Origin of the sequence: Caldimonas brevitalea (genome assembly GCF_001017435.1) — a bacterium.
In the GTDB taxonomy this organism is placed as follows: Bacteria; Pseudomonadota; Gammaproteobacteria; order Burkholderiales; family Burkholderiaceae_C; genus Caldimonas; species Caldimonas brevitalea.
In genome coordinates this window covers 5,483,690-5,505,515 of sequence record NZ_CP011371.1, presented here as the reverse complement: position 1 = coordinate 5,505,515, position 21,826 = coordinate 5,483,690, and the positions used below count along the sequence as shown (strand labels likewise).

13 protein-coding genes are annotated in these 21,826 nt (G+C 68.5%); 10 read left to right on the top strand and 3 right to left on the bottom strand.

Annotation, left to right across the window (positions count from 1 at the left end; translation table 11 throughout):
* The first annotated feature begins 185 nt into the window (after positions 1-185).
* Together AAW51_RS23305 and AAW51_RS23300 are read left to right on the top strand one after the other, a co-directional pair.
* Entirely contained in the window at positions 186-3,095 is a 2,910-nt protein-coding gene (locus AAW51_RS23305) for an adenosylcobalamin-dependent ribonucleoside-diphosphate reductase (protein WP_047196526.1), read from the top strand.
* A 267-nt stretch (positions 3,096-3,362) separates the two neighbouring features.
* The gene (locus tag AAW51_RS23300) at positions 3,363-4,895 is read left to right on the top strand and encodes a sigma-54 interaction domain-containing protein (RefSeq protein WP_047196525.1); all 1,533 of its coding nucleotides are present in this window, start codon (positions 3,363-3,365) and stop codon (positions 4,893-4,895) included.
* Between the two features lie 100 nt (positions 4,896-4,995).
* On the opposite strand, the gene AAW51_RS23295 is transcribed toward AAW51_RS23300, so the two are convergent.
* The gene (locus AAW51_RS23295; RefSeq protein ID WP_047196524.1) at positions 4,996-5,505 is read right to left on the bottom strand and encodes a DUF2231 domain-containing protein; all 510 of its coding nucleotides are present in this window, start codon (positions 5,503-5,505) and stop codon (positions 4,996-4,998) included.
* Between the two features lie 324 nt (positions 5,506-5,829).
* On the opposite strand from AAW51_RS23295, the gene AAW51_RS23290 reads away from it, so the two are divergent.
* The 7 genes from AAW51_RS23290 to AAW51_RS23260 all read left to right on the top strand — a co-directional run bounded on the left by AAW51_RS23290 (position 5,830) and on the right by AAW51_RS23260 (position 13,867).
* Complete coding sequence (locus AAW51_RS23290) at positions 5,830-7,035, top strand: substrate-binding domain-containing protein (RefSeq protein ID WP_047196523.1); 1,206 nt, start codon at positions 5,830-5,832, stop codon at positions 7,033-7,035.
* A 178-nt stretch (positions 7,036-7,213) separates the two neighbouring features.
* A complete protein-coding gene (locus AAW51_RS23285; protein ID WP_238947676.1) occupies positions 7,214-8,710 on the top strand; it encodes an extracellular catalytic domain type 2 short-chain-length polyhydroxyalkanoate depolymerase in 1,497 nt (498 codons plus the stop codon).
* Between the two features lie 46 nt (positions 8,711-8,756).
* Positions 8,757-9,521, top strand: coding sequence for an ABC transporter ATP-binding protein (locus tag AAW51_RS23280; RefSeq protein ID WP_047196522.1), 765 nt, complete (start codon positions 8,757-8,759; stop codon positions 9,519-9,521).
* A gap of 346 nt (positions 9,522-9,867) precedes the next feature.
* The gene (locus AAW51_RS23275; RefSeq protein ID WP_047196521.1) at positions 9,868-10,620 is read left to right on the top strand and encodes an ABC transporter ATP-binding protein; all 753 of its coding nucleotides are present in this window, start codon (positions 9,868-9,870) and stop codon (positions 10,618-10,620) included.
* A gap of 88 nt (positions 10,621-10,708) precedes the next feature.
* On the top strand, positions 10,709-11,671 hold the full coding sequence (locus AAW51_RS23270; RefSeq protein ID WP_047196520.1) for a branched-chain amino acid ABC transporter permease: 963 nt from the start codon (positions 10,709-10,711) through the stop codon (positions 11,669-11,671).
* Between the two features lie 14 nt (positions 11,672-11,685).
* Complete coding sequence (locus AAW51_RS23265; protein WP_083438530.1) at positions 11,686-12,828, top strand: branched-chain amino acid ABC transporter permease; 1,143 nt, start codon at positions 11,686-11,688, stop codon at positions 12,826-12,828.
* A 172-nt stretch (positions 12,829-13,000) separates the two neighbouring features.
* Positions 13,001-13,867 carry an alpha/beta fold hydrolase gene (locus tag AAW51_RS23260; protein WP_047196519.1) on the top strand — a complete coding sequence of 289 codons (867 nt, stop codon included), beginning with the start codon at positions 13,001-13,003 and terminating at the stop codon, positions 13,865-13,867.
* Positions 13,868-13,969: 102 nt separating this feature from the next.
* Here AAW51_RS23260 and AAW51_RS23255 read toward each other — a convergent pair whose 3' ends face one another.
* On the bottom strand, positions 13,970-15,091 hold the full coding sequence (locus AAW51_RS23255) for an ABC transporter substrate-binding protein (RefSeq protein ID WP_047196518.1): 1,122 nt from the start codon (positions 15,089-15,091) through the stop codon (positions 13,970-13,972).
* A 288-nt stretch (positions 15,092-15,379) separates the two neighbouring features.
* Here AAW51_RS23255 and uvrA point away from each other — a divergent pair, with 288 nt between their 5' ends.
* A complete protein-coding gene (gene uvrA / locus AAW51_RS23250; RefSeq protein WP_047196517.1) occupies positions 15,380-21,055 on the top strand; it encodes an excinuclease ABC subunit UvrA in 5,676 nt (1,891 codons plus the stop codon).
* Positions 21,056-21,079: 24 nt separating this feature from the next.
* Here the strand turns inward: uvrA and AAW51_RS28525 are convergent, their stop codons facing one another.
* Positions 21,080-21,826 carry a general secretion pathway protein GspB gene (locus AAW51_RS28525; protein WP_053013869.1) on the bottom strand — a complete coding sequence of 249 codons (747 nt, stop codon included), beginning with the start codon at positions 21,824-21,826 and terminating at the stop codon, positions 21,080-21,082.

Sequence of the window (21,826 nt, the reverse complement as noted above, 5' to 3'; positions counted from 1 at the left end):
TGCAGGGCCAGGCCGGCTGAGAGGACGCGGACACCGACGCGGGCACGCTGCCCGAGGCGTCTGCCGGCATGGCGGCGGATGCGCAAGGCGCCCGTCGTGACCGTGAGGGGCTTGTGCCGGCCTTGTTGCAGTGCCGGCGGGGGAGGGGTACACCACCAGGGTCCGAGACTGCCAGCCGTACCGCCATGCTCGCTGCACCTTCGCTCCGCACCGACCTTCCCCTTGCCCAGGCGATCAGCGACGAGGTGCTGATCGAAAAATACGCGAAAGGAGACGAGCGCCAGGCCGACGACGTCCGCCGCCGCGTGGCCCGCGCCCTGGCAGAGGCCGAGCCCCCCGCGCAGCGCGGCACCTGGGAACAGCGTTTTCTGGAAGCCCAACAGCGTGGCTTCATCCCCGCCGGGCGCATCTGTTCGGCTGCCGGCACCGAACTGGCCGCGACGCTGATCAATTGTTTCGTGCAGCCGGTGGGCGATTCGATCTCGCATGTCGACGAGGGCCATCCGGGCATCTACGCCGCGCTGACCGAGGCCGCCGAAACGATGCGCCGCGGTGGCGGTGTCGGCTACGACTTCTCGCGCATCCGCCCGCGCGGCGCCTGGGTCGGCAGCACACAGTCGAGTGCCTCGGGGCCGGTGTCCTACATGCGGGTGTTCGACCGGTCCTGCGAGACGGTCGAATCGGCCGGCGCGCGGCGCGGCGCCCAGATGGGCGTGCTGCGCTGCGACCACCCGGACATCGAGGAGTTCGTCCACGCCAAGGACCAGGGCGACCTGCGCAACTTCAACCTGTCGGTGGGCGTGACCGACACCTTCATGGCGGCGGTGGAGTCGGGCGGCAGCCTCGAATTGGTGCACAAGGCCGAACCAGGGCCCGCACAGAAGGCCGCCGGCGCCTACCAACGGCGCGATGGCCTGTGGGCCTACCGCAGCGTCGACGCGCGCGAGCTGTGGGACCAGATCATGCGGTCCACCTACGACCACGCCGAGCCCGGCGTCCTGTTCCTCGACCGCATCAACGCCGACAACAACCTCAGCTATTGCGAGACCATCGCCACCACCAACCCCTGCGCCGAGCAGCCGCTGCCGCCGTACGGTTGCTGCTGCCTGGGCTCGATCGACCTGACGCGTTTCGTGCGCGAGCCGTTCACGCCACAGGCGCGCTTCGACACGGTGGCCTTCGCGGCGGTGGCCAAGGTGGCGGTGCGCATGCTCGACAACGTGCTCGAGGTGACCCATTGGCCGCTGCCCCAGCAGCAGGCCGAGGCCCGCAACAAGCGCCGCATCGGGCTCGGCTTCACCGGGCTGGGCGACGCGCTGGTGATGTTGGGCCTGCGCTATTCGAGCGAGCCGGCGCGGGCGGCCGCCGCCGGCATCGCCGAAGCCTTGCGCGACACGGCCTACCAGGCGTCGATCGAGCTGGCGCAGGAGCGCGGCGCCTTCCCGCTCTTCAATGCCGACCTCTACCTCAGCCGCGACACCTTCGCGTCGCGCCTGCCGCCCGCGCTGAAGGAGCGCATCCGCGAGCTGGGCCTGCGCAACTCCCACCTGTTGTCGATCGCACCGACCGGCACCATCAGCCTGGCCTTCGCCGACAACGCCAGCAACGGCATCGAGCCCGCCTTCAGCTGGACCTATGTGCGCAAGAAGCGCCTGCCCGACGGCAGCTTCCAGGAATACAAGGTCGAGGACCACGCCTGGCGGCTCTACCGGCAGATGCACGGCGAAGACGCACCGCTGACCGACGCCTTCGTCACCGCGCTGGAGATGAGCGCGCGCGACCACCAGGCGATGGTGGCCGCGGTCGCGCCCTACGTCGACACCGGCATCTCGAAGACGGTCAACGTGCCGGCCGACTATCCCTATAGCGACTTCCAGGACCTGTACCTGCGCGCCTGGCGCTCCGGGCTGAAGGGCCTGGCCACCTACCGGCCCAACCCGGTGCTCGGCGCGGTGCTCACCACCGAGCCGCCGGCGCCGGCCCATCCGCAGCTGCAACCCCAGCCGCTCGCCACCAACGACCCCAACCACCGCCTCGCACTGGAACGGCTGCCGGCCCCGGTGCTGGCCTCGCTGCGCTGGCCGGGCCGGCCCGAGCTGCCGGCCGGCAACACGGCGTGGAGCTACATGATCCGCCACTCCTTCGGCGAATTCGCGCTGTTCGTCGGCGAACTGCCGGCCGAGAACGGGGCAGGGCCCTCGCTGCCGTTCGAGGTGTGGGTCAACGGCGCCGAGCAGCCGCGCGGCCTCGGGGCGCTGGCCAAGACCTTGTCGATGGACCTGCGCACCAACGACGTGGCCTGGCTGAAGCTCAAGCTGGACGCGCTCGCCACCGGCGCCGAAGAGCGCGCCTTCGACATGCCGTTTCCGCCGCACGGCGAGTTGCGCCGCTTCCCCGGCGTGGTGGCGGCCACGGCCGCCGTGATCCGCTGGCGTTGTGAGCAGCTGGGGGTGTGGCGCGACGAACCCGGCCCGGGCCAGACGCCGGTGCTCGACGCGATGTTCAGCCGCGACGAGCCGCGCACCAGCGCGTCGGGCACGCTGGCCTGGGCGGTCGATGTCGACAACCCGGCCAGCGGCGAGAGCTTCACGCTGACCCTGAAAGAGATCACGCTGCCCGGGCCGGACGGCCTGCCGACGACCCGGCCGTGCGCCATGGGCCTGTCGGGCAACTACCCGCGTGCCCTCGACGGGCTGACCCGCTTGCTGTCGCTCGACATGCGTGTGGTCGACCCGGCGTGGATCGGCATGAAGCTGCGCAAGCTGTTGAACTATGCCGAACCGCTGGGCCATTTCCTGGCATTCGTGCCGGGCCTGCCGCATGCCGAACGGCGCCAGCAGATCTGGCCTTCGACGGTGGCCTACCTGGCGCGCCTCGTGATCCACCGCTATGCCATGCTCGGCGTGCTGGACGAGGCCGGCTATCCGGTGCGCGAGATGGGCATCTTGCAAGCGCCGACCGCCGCGACCGAGGTTCGCGCCGGTACCGCGCCGATGGCCGGCGCCCCGTGCCCGGAATGCGGCAACGCCACGATGATCCACCGCGACGGCTGCGACTTCTGCACCGCCTGCGGCTACACCGGCACTTGCGGCTGATGCGCAGATCGCGCAGCCGACCTCGTCGGCTGTTCGCTGGGTGAGCGCTCAGGGTTTATGCGGGGTCGGTCGGGTGCGATCCGCCCCGTCGACCTGCTCGTCCATCGCGGCGGCATGCGGCGTGGCGGGGCGTTCGGTGTGATTCGTTCACCAGTGCATGAGGCGACGCGCCCATCCAAATCGGGCCGCTGTTTCAGATCTGTTTGCTTCTCAGATGCACGAAAGCTCGTAGGTCCGGTCGGTGTCGGAGCGCAGTACCATGCAAGCGTGACTGCTTCATTGTTCCCTCTGGACGAGATCGCCCACGCGACCGATCTGCCGCGTGACGCACGCAGCGTGCTCGAGCTGACCGCACGGTCGATGTTCCAGCTCTTCGCCGAGACCGTCGAAGGCATGCTGGTGGTCGATCGAAGCGGCCGGGTGGTGTGGATCAGCGAGGGCTACAAGCAGTTCCTGCCGGGGCTGGGCATCAGCCAGGAATCCGACTTCGTCGGCCATGCGGTCGATGAAGTGGTGCCCAACACCTTGATGCGTGAAGTCATCGAGAGCGGGCGCGCGATCCTGGTCGATCTGCTGACGAACAAGGCGGGCACCTTCCTTGTCAGCCGCATCCCCTTGCGCGATCCGGCCGGGCAGATCATTGGCGCGCTGGGCCTGGTGCTGATGGCCCATCCCGAGAGCACGATGCAACCGCTGATGCGCAAGTTCGCGCGGCTGCAGAACGAACTCAACGACGCCCGCAAGCAACTGGCGGAGCAGCGCCGACCCAAATACACCTTCGCCAGCTTCATCGGCGCGAGCCCGCAGGTCGTCGAAGTGAAACGACAGGCCCGCCGTGTCGCGCAGACCGACAGCAGCGTGCTGCTGCTCGGCGAGACCGGCACCGGCAAGGAGCTGCTGGCGCATGCGATCCATGCCGCCTCGTCGCGGGTCGGCCGGCCCTTCATCGGCGTGAACATCGCAGCGGTGCCCGAAACCCTGCTCGAGGCCGAATTCTTCGGCGTGGCGCCGGGTGCCTACACCGGGGCCGACCGGCGCGGACGCGACGGCAAGTTCAAGCTGGCCGACGGTGGCACGCTGTTCCTCGACGAGATCGGCGACATGCCCGCCGCGCTGCAGGCCAAGCTGCTGCGTGCGCTGCAAGAACAGGAGATCGAGCCGCTGGGCTCCAACCAGGTGATCAAGGTCGACGTGCGCGTCATCGCCGCCACCAGCCGCGACCTGGCCCGGCTGGTCAGCGAAGGGCAGTTCCGCGAAGACCTGTATTACCGCCTCAACGTGGTGCCGATCCGCCTGCCGGCGCTGCGCGAACGCCTGGGCGACCTCGAGGCGCTGGTCGAGGCGCTCGAGAACGAGGTGGCGCGTCGCAGCGGCATGCCGCACCGGGAGGTCACCCCCGACGCCTTCGCGGTGCTGCGGCAGCATCCCTGGCGGGGCAACATCCGCGAGCTGCGCAACGTGCTGGAGCAGGTCATGATGCTCAGCGACGATCTGCGGCTGGAGGCCCGCCACTTCCGGCGCGTGCTGCCGCATGTGCCCGAGGCGCCGGCGGGCGTTGCCACCGAGGTGGCCGAGAGCGACGCCGAGGAGGCGGACCGCACGCTGCCGTCCGTGGCCGCGGCGCCCGCTCCGGCCGCCATCAAGCCGCTGCCGGAGGCAATAGCCGAACTGGAGCGGCAGTCGATTGCAGCGGCCTTGGCGGCCACTGGAGGCAACAAGCTGGCGGCGTCGCGGCTGCTCGGGATCTCACGCGCGACGCTCTACGACAAGCTGACCCAGCTGGGGCTGGCCAAGGCCTGAGGCCAGACGCCGTGTGACGGTCCGCGCCCACCGGCTACATGGCGGCCACACGGCGCGGGCAGCGGCGGTGCGTGGAGGCACCGCCACCCACCCATCACGCTCAGCGTTGGCCGGCGTAGTGCGCGTCGCGTCGCGCCGGGTCCCGCTTCAGCGAACTGGGTGCATTGACGTTGGCGTTGTCGTCAACGCCGATGCCCAGCCGGTCGACCAGTTCACCCCCGAGCCACGCGGTCACCATCGCGAGGGCGGCGCCAGCGAAGGACAGCACGAGGGCGGACACCGCAGGGCCCGCGGGCGGCTCCGGCCGCAGCCACCAGCTGACCAGGAACAACACGGCGACGATCATGTTGCCGCCGCCGTGCATCGCGCCGATGCGCTTCGCACGCGTGCCTTTCGGAATCGCAAACCAATCCCGCGTGCCGAACGGCGCTGCCACGACCGCCCCGATGAGCCCGGCGGCGATCAACCAGTAGGCGACACTGGACATCATCGGATCGCCGTTGGCCAGAAAGATCACATCGAAGATAACGGCCGTGGCCAACAGCCCGAGCGGGAACACCACGAGCATCTGGTGCACGGGGTGCCCCAACAGCTTTGCACGACTTTCCATGAGGATCTCCTTTGCTTCAATGAGACCCGCGGCTGCGCCGCGGGCGCCGACGAGAGTCCAGCAATCTGCGCGCCTCCTTCCACGTCAACTGTCCAAACTTCAGACACAGTGTCTGAAATACAGACGGTCTCGCGGGAAAACACTGTAAGGAGTCCGGGCACTACGGCAGTGGTGTTTTCCCTCGGTAGTAGCGGGAAATATCAAGCCTGACAAGCACTTGGGTCAGCATCGCCGATGTGGCACAGCTCTTGCGCTAAGAGGGTGCGCTGCAACAAAGCGGCGCAGGCGCCCGGCAGAGCCCGCCTCACAATCGAAGGAGACCCCATGATCTTGAGTTTCATCCCGCGGGCCCTGCTGGCCCTGGCCGTCACCTCGCTCACGCTCGCCGCAGCGGCGGTGCAAGCACAGCAAGGCAAAGACATCCGCATCGCCCACATCTACAGCAAGACCGGCGCGCTCGAAGCGTATGGCAAGCAGACGGCGGCCGGCTTCCTGATGGGCCTCGAGTATGCGACGCAGGGCACCATGGCCGTGGCGGGCCGCAAGCTGGTGGTGATCGAAAAAGACGACCAGGGCAAGCCCGACGTCGGCAAGTCGCTGCTCGCGGCCGCCTATGGCGACGACAAGGTCGACCTGGCGGTCGGCCCCACCTCCTCGGGCGTCGCGCTCGCGATGCTGCCGGTGGCGGAGGAGTTCAAGAAGATCCTGGTGGTCGAACCGGCGGTGGCCGACTCGATCACCGGCGAGAAATGGAACAAGTACGTCTTCCGTACCGGCCGCAACAGCTCGCAGGACGCGATCTCCAACGCCGTCGCGCTCGACAAGCCCGGCACCTCGGTCGCCACCCTGGCGCAAGACTACGCCTTCGGTCGCGACGGCGTGGCCGCCTTCAAGAGCGCGTTGAAGCATGCGAAGCTGGTGCACGAAGAGTACTTGCCGACCACCACCACCGACTTCACCGCCGGCGCGCAGCGCTTGTTCGACAAGCTCAAGGACCAGCCCGGCCGCAAGATCATCTTCATCATCTGGGCCGGTGCCGGCAACCCCTTCAAGATCGCCGACCTCGATCCGAAGCGCTACGGCATCGAGATCGCCACCGGCGGCAACATCCTGCCGCAGATGGTGAACTACAAGCAGTTCCCGGGCATGGAAGGCGCCTCGTACTACTACTTCGGCATCCCCAAGAACCCGGTCAACGAGTGGCTGGTCTCCAACCACTACAGCCGCTACAAGACGCCGCCCGACTTCTTCACGGCCGGTGGCATGTCCGCCGGCATCGCGGTGGTCGAGGCGCTGAAGAAGACGGCGGGCGACACCACCACCAACAAGCTGATCAAGGCCATGGAAGGCATGAGCTTCGAGACGCCGAAGGGCACCATGACCTTCCGTCCCGAAGACCACCAGGCCTTGCAGTCGATGTACCACTTCAAGATCAAGGTCGACCCGGCGTTCCCGTGGGGAGTGCCGGAGCTGGTCCGCGAAATCAAACCCCAGGAAATGCCGGTGCCGATCCGCAACAAGCGGGGATGAACCCGCACCTGCAAGACCTTTCCTAAACCGTCAGGGAAGAAGCCAGAGCCACCCGGCGCGACAAGCCGGGCGACGCTGCAGGCTTGCCATGCCGGCCCCGTTTACGCGGGGCGGCTGAGCGCACGCCGGTGAGTCGATCAGGGGGAGGGTCACACACCCCCGTAGTACAGGAGACAACATGGCGTTCATCCAGAAGTTCGATCACATGCTCGATCTCGTTCTCGACATCGGCTCGGACCTCACGTTCGACCTCAGACGTGTTTCACTCGCGTCCGCCACCCTGGCCCTGGCCGGCTCGTTGCAGGCGGAACCACTGCCCGAACTGCGCATCGATCCGGCCCAGGTCAGCGTGTCGGGGCTGTCGGCCGGCGGTTTCATGGCCGTGCAGCTGCATCTGGCCTATTCGTCGACCTTCAAGAAAGGGGCCGGTGTCGTCGCGGGCGGGCCCTACTACTGCGCCGAAAACAGCATCGTCAACGCCACCGGGCGCTGCATGACGCATTCGGGCCCTATACCGGTCCAATCCCTGATCGACATCACGCGCAGCTGGGCGGCCAGCCGCGCCCTCGACCCCCTCGAGAACCTGCGCAGTTCCAAGGTCTATCTGTTCTCGGGCTCACGCGACAGTGTCGTGCGGCCCGCGGTGATGGACGACCTCGACGCCTTTTACCGGAAGCTGGTGCCGGCCGAGCAGATCGTCTATCGCAAGGACGTCCCGGCGGAGCATGCCTTCGTGACCGAGCAATACGGCAATGCCTGTGCGACCAAGGGCTCGCCCTACATCAACAAGTGTGGCTTCGACCTGGCCGGCGAGATCCTCAAGCATTTGCACGGCCCGCTCAAGCCGCGCAGCAGCGAAGCCGCTGCCGGCCGCTACATCGAGTTCGACCAGACCCCTTACGTGCGCGGCCACGGCATGGCGAGCACCGGCTGGGTCTATGTGCCGCAGAGTTGCACCGCCGGCGCATCCTGCAAGCTCCACGTGGCGCTGCACGGCTGCGTGCAGAACACCGGCGCCGTGAACCAGCAGTTCATCCGCGAGACCGGCTACAACCGCTGGGCCGACACCAACGACATCGTGGTGCTCTATCCCCAGACCGGGCCGGGCGCGACCAACGGCTGCTTCGACTGGTGGGGCTATGACAGCCCCGACTATGCCAAGAAGAACGGGCCGCAGATGGCGGGCATCAAGGCGATGGTCGACCGGCTCGGCGGGGGCGACCCGGCGTCGTCGCTGGCGCCGCCCAGCAGCGTGAGCACGTCTGGCGCCACCGACACCACGATGACGATCTCCTGGACCGCCGTCGAAGGGGCCGCGGGCTACCACGTGCAGCGCGGCGGCAGCCGGGTCACCTCCGAGCCGGTCACCGACACCCGCTACACCGACACCGGCCTGTCGCCCGGCACCGCCTACCAGTGGACGGTCAGGTCGGTCGATGCGAGCGGAGCAGAGAGTGAGCCGTCGGCCGCTGCGACGGGCAAGACCACTGGCGCCACGGCCAGCTGCACCACGGCCAACAACTTCGCCCATGTGGCGGCCGGACGCGCCTACCAGCGCCACGGCTTTGCCTATGCGAAGGGGTCCGACCAGAACATCGGGCTGTGGAACTTTTTCATCGTCACGACGCTGAAGCAGACCGGGCCCGGTCACTACGTGCTCGGCACCTGCTCCTGACGTCGCGGTACCCGACGTCCGACCTTCCTCGAAAGAAGACCACGCCATGACAGCCGTGCTCGAAACCCAAGACCTCACGATCCGTTTCGGTGGCCACGTGGCCGTGGACCGCGTCAGCTGTGCCTTCCATGCCGGCACACTGACCGCCATCGTCGGGCCCAATGGCGCGGGCAAGACCACCTATTTCAACCTCATCTCCGGGCAGATCAAAGCGACAAGCGGCTCCGTTCGCCTGGAAGGGGAAGACATCAGTGGCCTGCCCGCGCCGTTGCGCACCCGGCGTGGGCTGGGGCGTGCGTTCCAGCTCACCCAGCTGTTTCCGCGGCTGTCGGTGCTCGAGAACGTGCGCCTGGCCGTCCAGGCACGCCACGGCGGCGCGCTGCAGCTGCTGAGCGTGTGGCTGGAACAGCGGCACCTGATCGACGAAGCGCAGGCCGTGCTCACCGCGGTGCGTCTGCAGGACAAGGCCGACACGCCCGCGGCCGGCCTGCCGCACGGCGACCAGCGCAAGCTCGAAGTGGCCTTGATGATGGCGTTGGACCCCAAGGTCTACATGTTCGACGAGCCGACGGCCGGCATGAGCGTCGACGAGGTGCCGGTGATCCTCGACTTGATCCGCCAGCTCAAACGCCGGCGCGACAAGACCATCCTGCTGGTCGAACACAAGATGGACGTCGTGCGCGAGCTCGCCGACCGCATCGTCGTGCTGCACCAGGGCCAGCTGCTGGCCGACGGCCAGCCGGGCGAAGTGATGCAACTGCCGATGGTGCAGAGCGCCTACATGGGAACGACGGTGGAGGAGGGGGTATGAGGCCTTCGGATTTCGAAGGTGAGCAAGGGAGCCCGGGATGGGGGCACGTGTGTGCTCCCATCCCGCTCACCCCCATACCGCCCACCCCGCCCAGTCCGGCCCCGCCCCTTCCCGGGCGGCGCACACCTCGCCGGCCCAACCCGCGCCGACCGCTGCACATCGGCACGGGCCGGGTGCCGATGCAGGCAGCGTGTCGCGCGCCTTCCGAGCTGCCGTCAGCGCTGCGTCCTCCGGCTCGCCGGAGGCTGCAGCGACCTGAAGGCCGAGATCTTCAACCGACCGCACCCACCGTGCGGGCGACACATCCGAATCCGGGGCATGCACCCCGCTGTACGGGAGGAACTCCATGACCGCCACGTCACTGCTCAGCCTCGAATCGGTGCACACCCACATCGGCGCGTACCACATCCTGCACGGCGTCAACCTCGAGGTGCGGCGGGGCGAGGTCACGATGCTGCTGGGCCGAAACGGCGCCGGCAAGACCACGACCTTGCGCACCATCATGGGCCTGTGGCACGCGAGCTATGGCCGCATCGTGTTCGACGGGCAGGTGCTGTCCGCGCCGGGCAAGGCACTCTCCACACCCGAGATCGCTCAGCGCGGCATCGCCTACGTGCCCGAGAGCATGGGCATCTTCTCCGACCTGACCGTCAAGGAGAACCTGGTGCTGGCCGCCCGCTCGGCCCGCACCGAGGACGACTTCGACAGCCGCCGGCTGGCGTGGATCTTCGAGTTGTTCCCTGCGCTCAGGAAGTTCTGGCTCTATCCCGCCGGCAAGCTGTCGGGCGGGCAGAAGCAGATGCTCGCGGTGGCACGCGCCATCATCGAGCCGCGCAAGCTGCTGCTGATCGACGAGCCGAGCAAAGGCCTGGCCCCGGCGATCATCCACAACCTCATCGCCGCGCTGCGAGAGCTCAAGCGCAGCGAAACCACCATCCTGCTCGTCGAGCAGAACTTCGCGATGGCCCAGGCCCTCGGTGACCGTGTCGCCGTGATGGACGACGGCCAGGTGGTGCACACCGGCCCGATGGCCGAACTGGCCGAAGACGAAGGCTTGCAGCAGCGCCTGCTCGGGTTGTCGCTTGCGTCGCATCAATAGAGAGGAAGGCCTGCAGATGAACACCATTACCGTCCCTGCCCCTCAAACAGCCCCTGCGGTCGGATCCGTGGCACGAACCCGCTTCGACATGGTGCCCCTGCTGCTCGTGCTCGGGCTGATGCTGGCCGCGCTGCCGCTGGTCGGTTCCGGCTCGACCTGGCTCACGCTGACCGTCGCCGGGTTGGCGATGGGCATGATTGTTTTCATCATCGCCTCAGGCCTGACGCTGGTGTTCGGCCTGATGGATGTGCTGAATTTCGGCCACGGCGTGTTCATCGCGCTGGGGGCCTTCGTCGCCACCAGCGTGCTGGGGGGCATGGCCGACTGGACCGGCAGCGCATCGTTGGTGCAGAACCTGGTCGCGGTGTTCGCGGCCATGCTGGTCGCGATGGCCGTCGCCGGCGCGCTCGGCTACGCCTTCGAGCGCGTCGCGGTGCGGCCGGTCTACGGCCACCACCTGAAGCAGATCCTGATCACCATGGGCGGGATGATCATCGGCGAGGAGATCATCAAGGTGGTCTGGGGGCCGGAGCAGGTGGCGCTGCCCTTGCCGCAGGCCTTGCGCGGCGCCCTGCTGTTGGGCGACGCCGCGATCGAAAAGTACCGGGTGATGGCCGTGGCGATCGGCCTGGTGGTGCTGGGCGCGATGTTGTTCCTGCTCAACCGCACCAAGATCGGGCTGTTGATCCGCGCCGGCGTGCAAGACCGCGAGATGGTCGAAAGCCTGGGCTATCGCATCCGGCAGCTGTTCGTCGGCGTGTTTGTCGTCGGCTCCGGGCTGGCCGGGCTGGGCGGCGTGCTGTGGGGGCTCTACCAGCAGATGGTGGTGCCGCAGATGGGCGTGCAGATCAACAACCTGCTGTTCATCGTCATCATCATCGGCGGCCTCGGCTCGACGCTGGGCTGTTTCGTCGGTGCCTTGCTGGTCGGCCTGATGGCCAACTATGCCGGCTTTCTGGCCCCCAAGGTGGCGCTGTTCTCGAACATCGGTCTGATGGTCCTGATCCTGCTATGGCGCCCGCGGGGCTTGTACCCCGTCACCGGTCGTTGAAAAAGGAGCTGCTCATGTCATGGCGCAAGCTGTTGTCCTACGACCTTCCCAGGAGCCGCTGGCTGGCCCTGGCGCTGGTCGTCATCTTCTTCGGCCTGCTGTTGGTGCCCTTCTTGTTGCCCGGCAGCAAGTCGCTCAACGTGGCGGCCAAGATCCTCATCTTCATCGTGCTGGTGGCGAGCTACGACCTGCTGTTGGGCTACACCGGCATCGTCAGTTTCGCCCACACGATGTTCTTCGGCATCGGCGCTTATGGTGTCGCGATCGCCTCGCACCGGTTCGGTGACGGATGGGGCGCGCTCGGCGTTGGCATCGCGGCGGCCTTGTTGTTGTCGCTGGTGCTGTCGCTCGTGATCGGGTTGTTCAGCCTGCGCGTCAAGGCGATGTTCTACGCGATGATCACGCTGGCTGTGGCATCCGCCTTCCAGACGCTCGCGTCCCAGCTGTCCGATTTCACCGGCGGCGAAGACGGGCTGACCTTCCGCGTGCCCGAATGGCTGAGCCCCAGTTTCGAGCCCTTCGAGAGCGAGGTGCTGGGGGTGTTGATCGACGGGCGGCTGATCAGCTATTACCTGCTGTTCGCCATCGCGACCGCCCTGGTGCTGCTGATGCTGCGCATCGTCAACTCACCCTTCGGGCGGGTGTTGCAAGCCATCCGAGAGAACGACTTCCGGGCCGAGGCGATCGGCTACCGCACCGTGGTGTACCGCACGCTCAGCAACGTGCTGGCGGCCTTGTTCGCGACGCTGGCGGGCTGCATGCTGGCCGTCTGGCTGCGCTACAACGGCCCGGACACCTCGCTCAGCTTCGAGATCATGCTCGACATCCTGCTGATCGTCGTGATCGGCGGCATGGGCACGCTCTACGGCGCGGTGGTCGGCAGCGTGCTGTTCGTGCTGACGCAGAACTATCTGCAAGACCTGATGCGCCTGGCGTCCGGCGCGGTCGAAGGTGTGCCGCTGCTGTCGCAACTGGTCTCGCCCGACCGCTGGCTGCTGTGGCTGGGCGTGCTGTTCGTGCTGTGTGTCTACCACTTCCCGACCGGCATCGTGGGCCGGCTGCGTGAGCGCGCCGCCCTTGCACCGCAGCCGGGCACGGCAGCGGCATCGGCATCGGGCCCGGGTGAACCCCAGGAAGAGTGCAGCGCCATGTCCTAGCCCCGCCGAGCCGGTGCTCGGGGGCCGCTCCCCTGGCGCCGATCCGATCCCGCATCTGTCGTGTCGTCGTCGAGGCCGGTCCCGGCCCCGGCAGGGATTGTGCGTGCCGGCGTGCGACGGACAGCTGGTTTTCGAGTCACGAATCTCCTGTGCAGGAGTCAAGGGAGACGTCATGAGTTTCACATCCCGCTATCTGGCGTGCGAAGGTCGCGAGATCCATTTCACCGAATGGGGGGCGCACCATCGAGAGACGGTGGTGGCGTGGCATGGCCTGGCCCGGACCGCGCGCGACATGGACGAGGTGGCCCAGCACCTGTGCAGCCGCTACCGTGTCATCTGCCCCGACACGCTGGGCCGCGGCCTGTCGCAATGGAGCCCCGAACCCGAGCAGGAGTACCAGCTGTCGTTCTACGTCAAGCTGGCGACCTCGCTGGTCGACCAGCTCAAGCTCGACCGCATGTTCTGGCTCGGCACGTCGATGGGCGGCGCGATCGGCATGCTGGCGGCGGGGACCACGCTGCGCGGGCGGGTGCAGGGGCTGGTGCTCAACGACATCGGGCCCCAGTTGGCCGAGCCGGCGATCGCCCGCATCCGCGACTACGCCGGCCAACCGCCGTCGTTCGAACGGGTCACCGAGTTGGAGGATTTCTTGCGGACGGTCTACCAGCCCTATGGCTGGATGTCGGACGCGCAATGGCGCCGCATGGCGGAAACCTCGACGCGGCGTTTGCCGGGCGGGCGCGTCACCACCCATTACGACCCGGCCATCGCGATGCAATTCGCCCGCCACCCCCGCGACTATGACCTGTGGCCGGTCTACGACAGCCTGGACATCCCGGTGCTGTGTTTGCGCGGCGCCGAGTCCGACCTGCTGCTGCCCGAGGTGGCCGAGGCGATGCAACGGCGCGGGCCCTGCGCGACGGTGGTCACGGTGCCCGGCTGCGGGCATGCGCCTGCGCTCAACGTGCCGGCACAGTGGGACTTGGTGAGCCGGTTTTTGTACCGGTGTGAGCTCGTGCAGCGGCAAACGGCGGCCTGAGGGCGAGACGGCCCGCTCTGGTGTGTGTCGTCCGCCCGCGGCAGCAGGCGGCGCACCTTCGTGGCCCTCACCGTGGTCGTGCCCCGCCGCTGCTGCCATGGTTCAACGCCGGAAGCGGCCGTTCGAGTCGACGATGGACAGGTCGGCGTAGTCGAGGCCGGAGTGGTCCGCGGGCGTGTAGCTGATCTCCATGCCGCCCAGGTCGTACTTCCTCAGGCTGTGCAGCGCCGCGACGATCTTGTCGCGGCTCGGCTGGGGACCGGCACGCCGCAAGGCCTCGACCAGCACCTTGGCCGAGGCGAAGCCTTCCATCATGGCCGGCGACACTTCGGTCCCGCCTTTGCTGCGCACCAGGTCGAGGGCCTCCTTGACGAGAGGCGCGGCCACCGAGCGTTCATACGGGAACACCTGCGTCACGATGGTGCCGTGCGCCAGGTCGCCCATCTGCTTGATGAAGCCGGCCGAGGCGTTGTTGGACAGCGTCACGACCTGGGCGCGCGAGCCGGCGGTGCGCAGCGCCCGGGTGCCGTCGACGAGGGCTGCGGCCGCGCCGATGAACAGCACCGCCTGGCTGTTGGCACCGACGATGCGGGGCACGAGCAGCATGAAATCGGGCTTGCTGCGGTCGTATTTCTCCACCAGCACCGGCTGCTTGCTGACCGCATTGAAGCCGCGCATCGCGCCCGCCAGCGCATCGGCGCCAAAAGAGTCGTCGACATGCACCACCGCGATGCGGTCGATGCCGATCAGGCTCAAGTGCCGCACCGCGCGTTCGGCCTCGCGCTGGTAGGTGGCCCGCACATTGAAGATGTAGGGGTGCACCGGGTCGTGCAGCACGACGGCGCCGGTCGATGGGCCGACCAACGGCACCCGGTGTTCGGCCAGCAAGGGCGCCACCGCCTGGGTGTGCGGGGTGCCCCGGGTCAGGAACATCGCACTGACCTTCTGCTCGACGATCAGTTTCTGCGCATTGACGGCGGCCAGCTTGGGCTCGAACTTGTCGTCGAGCGAGACCAGCTCGATCTTCTGGCCGTACACGCCGCCGCGCTCGTTGACCGCGTCGAAATAGAGCCGGGCGCCGTCGGTGGTTTCTTTCACGCCTGCCGCCACCGGGCCCGAGAACCCGGCGGTCTGGCCGATCAACACCTGCGCCGCTGCCGCGCCGGCCAGGGCTTGCGTGAGGGCCAGGACCAGCGCCCAACCTCCCCAGTGTTTGAAGCTCATCTGCGTACTCTCCGGTCGTGTGGTGAGAGGGGTGGGCGAACGCATGCACACCGCGAGGCAAGCCGCCGCCCGCATGCCAAGCCCTCCAACCTGAACGGGGCCTGAAGCGCGGCTTTTGTAACATCTAGACGGCGGATTGACCTCTGTATGAAGTGCCAGGGAAGCACCGCCAGACCCAGGCTGCCCCCCTGTTTTGGGGCCATCCACGACCTGTCCGACATGCCAGGCCGGCTTCCCTAGAATGTCCCGCGGCCCGCTTGGCCGGCATTCCCAGAAAGACCCTCCCCCATGAGCTCCGGTGTCATCCGCATCCGCGGCGCACGACAGCACAACCTGAAGAACCTCGATCTGGACCTCCACACCGGCGAACTGACGGTGGTGACGGGCCCGTCCGGCTCGGGCAAGTCCAGCCTGGTCTTCGACACGCTGTACGCAGAGGGGCAGCGGCGTTACGTCGAGACGTTCAGCGCCTACGCGCGCCAGTTCCTCGACCGCATGGACCGGCCGGCGGTCGACAAGGTCGACGGCGTGCCCCCCGCCATTGCGATCGACCAGACCAACCCGGTGCGCACCTCGCGCTCCACGGTCGGCACGATGACCGAGCTGAACGACCACCTGAAGTTGCTGTACGCGCGGGCGGCGCAGTTGTTCGACCGGCAGACCGGCAAGCCGGTGCGCGAAGACACCCCCGAATCGATCTACGCCGACCTGAGCGAGCGCAGCGCCGCCGCTGCACCGCGGCTGATCGTGACCTTTCCGGTCGAACTGCCGGCCCACACCTCGCCCGAAGAGGTCGAGCAGTGGCTGTCGGCGAGTGGCTTCACACGCGTGCAGGCCGAGCGCGAGGTCGCCACGCCGACCGGCCCGCGCAAGGTGCTCGACGTGGTGGCCGACCGCTTCCGCCTGCCCGGCACCGAACGCGCGCGTGTGATCGAAGCGCTGGAAGTCGCGCTCAAGCGCGGCAGCGGCCGCGTCAACGTCTATGCGCTGCGGGACGACGCCGAGCCCGAGCTGTGGCGCTATTCCGCCGGCCTGCACAGCCCCGACAGCGAGGTGCGCTACAGCGCGCCGACGCCGGCGATGTTCTCGTTCAACTCGGCCTTCGGCGCCTGTGAGACCTGCCGCGGTTTCGGCCGCGTGATCGGGGTCGACTGGGGGCTGGTGATCCCCGACCACCGCAAGACACTGCGGGCCGGCGTGATCAAGCCGCTGCAGACGCCGGCGTGGAAGGAATGCCAGGACGACCTGCTCAAGTACGCCGGCGAAGCCGGCATCCCGCGCGACACGGCCTGGAGCCAGCTCAGCCCGGCACAGCGCGACTGGGTGATCGAGGGCTCGCCGCACTGGAGCGGCAACTGGAACAAGCAGTGGTACGGCATCCGGCGCTTTTTCGAGTACCTCGAAAGCAAGGCGTACAAGATGCACATCCGGGTGCTGCTGTCCAAGTACCGCAGCTACACGCCCTGCGGCGACTGCGGGGGGGCCCGGCTGAAGCTCGAGTCGCTGCTGTGGCGGCTCGGCTCCAAGGCTGACGCCGACGCGGTGCTGCCGCCCGAAAAGCGTCACCTGCCGGTCGGCGCCGGCTGGCGCCGCGAGCAGCTCGAAGCGCTGCCCGGCCTGGGCCTGCACGATTTGATGATGCTGTCGATCGAGCGCCTGAAGCGCTTTTTCGACAGCCTCACCTTGCCCAGCGGTTTGCTCGACGAAGCGCTCAAGCTGCTGCTCGACGAGATCCGCACCCGGCTGCGCTACCTGTGCGACGTCGGCCTCGGCTACCTCACACTGGACCGGCAGAGCCGCACGCTGTCGGGCGGCGAGGTGCAGCGCATCAACCTGACCACCGCGCTCGGCACCTCGCTCGTCAACACGCTGTTCGTGCTCGACGAGCCGAGCATCGGCCTGCATCCGCGCGACATGAACCGTATCGTCGAAGCGATGCACCGCTTGCGCGACGCCGGCAACACGCTGGTGGTGGTCGAGCACGATCCGGCCGTGATGCTGGCTGCCGACCGGGTGCTGGACATGGGGCCCGGCCCCGGCGAGAAGGGCGGCGCGATCGTGTTCGACGGCCCGCCCGACGCCTTGCGCCAGGCCGACACCCTGACCGGCGCCTACCTGGGTGCGCGCAAACACATCGGCATCGGCCTGCGGCGGGTGGTCAACGACAGCACACCCAAGCTCATCCTCGAAGGCGTGCGCGAGCACAACCTGCGCAACGTCTCGGTGGAGTTCCCGCTGCAGCGTCTGGTGTGCGTGACCGGCGTCAGCGGCTCCGGCAAGTCGACGCTGATGCAGGACGTGCTGTTCCCGGCGCTGTCGCGCCACTACGGCAAGGCCACCGAAACGCCCGGCGAGCACGAGCGGTTGCTGAATGCCGACTGGGTGGCCGATGCGGTGTTCGTCGACCAGTCGCCGATCGGCAAGACGGCGCGCTCCAACCCGGCCAGCTACGTCGGCGCCTTCGACGAGATCCGCGCGCTGTTCGCGGCTGCCCCGCTGGCACAACAGCGCGGTTACGGCGCCGGCATGTTCAGCTTCAATGCCGGCGACGGCCGCTGCCCGACCTGCGGCGGCTCGGGTTTCGAGCACGTCGAGATGCAGTTTCTGAGCGACGTCTACCTGCGCTGCCCGGATTGCGACGGCAAGCGCTACCGCGCCGAGCTGCTCGAGGTGCACATCGAACGCCAGGGCGCCGGCGGCTGGCGCAGCCTGAGCGTGTCGGACGTGCTGGAGCTGACTGTCAGCGAGGCGGCCGAGCTGTTCAAGGACGACCGCGCGGTGCTGCGCGTGCTGCAGCCCTTGGTCGACGTCGGGCTGGAATACGTCAAGCTGGGCCAGCCGGTGCCCACGCTGAGCGGCGGCGAGGCGCAGCGGCTCAAGCTGGCGGGCTTTCTGGCGGAGGCGGCCAAGAACGCCACCGCGAGCCGCCAGGCGGTGGCCAAGAAGGGCACGCTGTTTTTGTTCGACGAGCCCACCACCGGGCTGCATTTCGACGACATCGCCAAGCTGATGCGGGCCTTCCGCAAGCTGCTCGACGCCGGCCACTCGCTGATCGTGATCGAGCACAACCTCGACGTGATCCGTGCCGCCGACTGGATCGTCGACCTGGGCCCGGACGGCGGGGAGCAGGGGGGCGAGCTGGTGTGCACCGGCACGCCCGACGACGTCAAGGCGCATCCGCGCTCGTACACCGGCCAGGCCTTGCGCGAATACGAGGCGGCACTGGGCCTGAACGGCCAGCGGGTGGAGGAGGGCCGGCCGCTGCAATCGCTGCTGCGCTCGCGCCGCGAAGCCGCCCGCGCGACCGACGAGGTGATCCGCATCGTCAACGCCCGCGAGCACAACCTCAAGTCGATGAACGTCGACATCCCGCGCGGCAAGTTCAGCGTGGTCACCGGCGTGTCGGGCTCGGGCAAGTCGACGCTGGCCTTCGACATCCTGTTCAACGAAGGGCAGCGGCGCTACCTGGAATCGCTCAACGCCTACGCCCGCAGCATCGTGCAGCCGGCCGGCCGCCCCGAGGTGGACGCGGTGTACGGCATCCCGCCCACCGTCGCGATCGAGCAGCGGCTGTCGCGCGGCGGGCGCAAGAGCACGGTGGCGACCACCACCGAGGTCTACCATTTCCTGCGCCTGCTCTATGTGAAGCTGGGCGTGCAGCATTGCATCCATGACGGCGCCGAGGTGCGCCCGCAGACGCCCGAATCGATCGCCGCGCAGCTGATGCGCGACCACAAGGGCCAGCACGTGGGCCTGCTGGCGCCGCTGGTGGTGAACCGCAAGGGCCTCTACACCGACCTGGCCAAATGGGCCAAGGCGCGCGGCCACACGCATTTGCGCGTCGACGGTGCGTTCGTGCCGGTCGACCCGTGGCCCAAGCTCGACCGTTTCAAGGAGCACACGCTCGAACTGCCGGTGGGCGACATCGTCGTCTCGGCCGACAACGAGGCAGCCTTGCGCGAGCTGCTGGCCCGCACGCTCGAACTCGGCAAGGGCGTGATGCATTTGCTCGCGCCGCTCGACGGGCTGCGCGCGGCGATGGCGGCGGGCACGCCCACGGACGGCATCGGCAAGGTCAAGGTGTTCTCGACCAAGCGCGCCTGTCCGGTGTGCGGCACCAGCTATCCCGAGCTGGACCCGCGCATGTTCTCGTACAACTCCAAGCACGGCTGGTGCATGGAATGTGTCGGCACCGGCGTGCAACTGACGCGCGAGCAGCGCAAGGCCTTCGACGACACCCAGCGCGACGACGACAACAAGGGCCGTGAACAGACCTTCGCCGAGCCCGAAGTCGAGGGTGTGGCCGATCAACCCTGCGGCACCTGTTTGGGCGCGCGGCTCAACCCGGTGTCGCTGGCGATCCGCTTCCGCGAGGAATCGATCGCACAGATCGCCGCGCGTTCGGTCGGCGATGCTCGCGGCTGGGTCGGATCGCTGCAGCTCGACGGGCGCGAAGGCGCGATCGCACGCGACCTGATCGCCGAGATCGGCAGCCGGCTCGAATTCCTCGAAGAGGTGGGGCTGGGCTATCTGACGCTCGACCGCGCCGCCCCCACACTGTCGGGCGGCGAGGCGCAGCGCATCCGACTCGCGGCCCAGCTCGGCTCTAATTTGCAGGGCGTGTGCTACGTGCTCGACGAGCCCACCATCGGGCTGCACCCGCGCGACAACAACATCCTCCTCGACGCGTTGCACAAGCTGGGCGCGCAGGGCAACACGCTGGTGGTGGTCGAGCACGACGAGGACACGATCCGCCGGGCCGACCACATCATCGACATCGGGCCGGGGGCCGGCAAGCGCGGGGGCCGATTGATCGCGCAAGGCCGGGCCGAAGAGCTGGCCCTGCATGCCGATTCGTTGACCGGCCGCTTCCTGGCGCGCCCGCTGCTGCACCCGCTGCAGCCGCGCCGCGAGGTCGCCGACGGCGCGCCCGCCTTGGTGGTGCGCGGGGCGAACCTGCACAACCTGCGCGGGGTCACGGTCGAGGTGCCGTTGCACCGGCTGGTGGCGGTCACCGGCGTCAGCGGTTCGGGCAAGTCGACGCTGGCGCGCGACGTGCTGCTGACCAATGTGCAGGCCATCGTCGCCAACCGTGGCAAAGGCCTGCCGGCCTTCAGCGGCTGCAGCGCGATCGAGGGCTGGGAGCGCGTCGACCGGGTGCTGGAGGTCGACCAGACGCCGATCGGCAAGACGCCGCGCTCCTGCCCGGCCACCTACGTCGGCTTCTGGGACACCATCCGCAAGCTGTTCGCCGAAACCCTCGAGGCCAAGGCGCGCGGGTACGCGCCGGCGCGCTTCTCGTTCAACACCGGCGACGGCCGCTGCCCGGCCTGCGAAGGGCAGGGCATGCGCACCATCGAGATGAGCTTCCTGCCCGATGTGAAGGTCGGCTGCGACGTCTGCCACGGCCAGCGCTTCAACGCCGAGACGCTGGCGGTGACCTGGCGCGGCAAGAGCATCGGCGACGTGCTCAACATGGAGGTCGACGAGGCGGTCGAGTTCTTCGCGTCCATGCCCAACATCTCGCACCCCTTGCAGCTGTTGAAGGACGTCGGGCTCGGCTACCTGACGCTGGGGCAGCCGTCACCGACGCTGAGCGGCGGCGAGGCGCAGCGGATCAAGCTGGTCACCGAGCTGAGCAAGGTGCGCGACGACGTGACGCGGCGCGGCCAGAAGGCGCCGCACACGCTGTACGTGCTCGACGAGCCCACCGTGGGCCTGCACATGGCCGACGTCGAAAAACTGATCCGCGTGCTGCACCGCCTGGTCGACGGCGGGCACAGCGTGGTGGTGATCGAGCACGACCTCGACGTCATTGCCGAGGCGGACTGGATCGTCGACCTCGGCCCTGAAGGCGGCGTGCACGGCGGACGGGTGGTGGTGGCGGGCACGCCGGAAGCGGTGGTGGCGGCCGGCAGCCACACCGGCGGCGCCTTGCGGCCGGTGCTGGCACGCCAGGGCTGACCGCCAGCCCGGCCTGGCGGGCGGTCAGTAGCTGATCGCGTAGCGGTAGCCGCGGAACTTCAGCACGGCCCGCTTCAGCTCGATCTTGTCGAGTGTCAGCTCCGGTTCGAGCCGGTCGCCCTCGTGGTAGAGCCCGCCGTTGATGATCAGGATGCGGTCGGCGGCGTTGTCGGAGTGGATCGAGCCGCCCACCGCCACCTTCGGCAGGTCGCGCCGGATCTCGGCCGGCAACTCGTGCTCGGCATAGATGCGACCTTCGGACGCGGGCTTGGCCGGCGGCGGCGTCGGGCGCGCCGTGCGGTTCTCGCCGGCTGGGGCGGCGGTCTCGGCCGGCGCGCCTTTTTTGGTCGCAGCACGCGGGGGTTCCAGCGCGGCGGCGTGGCGTTCGGCCGGGTGCATCGGCGCCGTCGCAGGGCGCGCGGGCGCCGGGTCGACGAGCGGCGGCGGTGAGGGGGGCTCGGCCGGTGTCATCGCGGTCTCGGGCGGCAGGGCCGGTGGCGGTGCCGCGGGCAGGGCGGCCGCCGGCGCCGGGGCAAGGGCCACGCTCGGGGGCGGGTCGTCGCGCCCGAACATCTGCCATGCGAGCGGCACGAGCAAGCCCAGCGAGACGCCGGCTGCGATCCAGACCCAGGGCTTGGCGCGCGGCGTGTCGTCGTCGTCGCCGTCGCCGTCGTCGACGACGGCCGGTGCCGGCATCGTGTGGAGGCTGGGCACCGCGCCGCGTTCGCGCTCGGAGTCGGCCCGTCTCAGGGCGTCGAGGATGTAGGACAT

Coding starts and splice junctions, on each gene's coding strand:
- AAW51_RS23305 (WP_047196526.1), top strand. CDS start 186: ATGCTCGCTGCACCTTCGCTCCGCACCGACCTTCCCCTTGCCCAGGCG.
- AAW51_RS23295 (WP_047196524.1), bottom strand. CDS start 5,505: ATGGAAAGTCGTGCAAAGCTGTTGGGGCACCCCGTGCACCAGATGCTC.
- AAW51_RS23290 (WP_047196523.1), top strand. CDS start 5,830: ATGATCTTGAGTTTCATCCCGCGGGCCCTGCTGGCCCTGGCCGTCACC.
- AAW51_RS23285 (WP_238947676.1), top strand. CDS start 7,214: ATGGCGTTCATCCAGAAGTTCGATCACATGCTCGATCTCGTTCTCGAC.
- AAW51_RS23280 (WP_047196522.1), top strand. CDS start 8,757: ATGACAGCCGTGCTCGAAACCCAAGACCTCACGATCCGTTTCGGTGGC.
- AAW51_RS23275 (WP_047196521.1), top strand. CDS start 9,868: ATGACCGCCACGTCACTGCTCAGCCTCGAATCGGTGCACACCCACATC.
- AAW51_RS23270 (WP_047196520.1), top strand. CDS start 10,709: ATGGTGCCCCTGCTGCTCGTGCTCGGGCTGATGCTGGCCGCGCTGCCG.
- AAW51_RS23265 (WP_083438530.1), top strand. CDS start 11,686: ATGTCATGGCGCAAGCTGTTGTCCTACGACCTTCCCAGGAGCCGCTGG.
- AAW51_RS23260 (WP_047196519.1), top strand. CDS start 13,001: ATGAGTTTCACATCCCGCTATCTGGCGTGCGAAGGTCGCGAGATCCAT.
- AAW51_RS23255 (WP_047196518.1), bottom strand. CDS start 15,091: ATGAGCTTCAAACACTGGGGAGGTTGGGCGCTGGTCCTGGCCCTCACG.
- uvrA (WP_047196517.1), top strand. CDS start 15,380: ATGAGCTCCGGTGTCATCCGCATCCGCGGCGCACGACAGCACAACCTG.
- AAW51_RS28525 (WP_053013869.1), bottom strand. CDS start 21,826: ATGTCCTACATCCTCGACGCCCTGAGACGGGCCGACTCCGAGCGCGAA.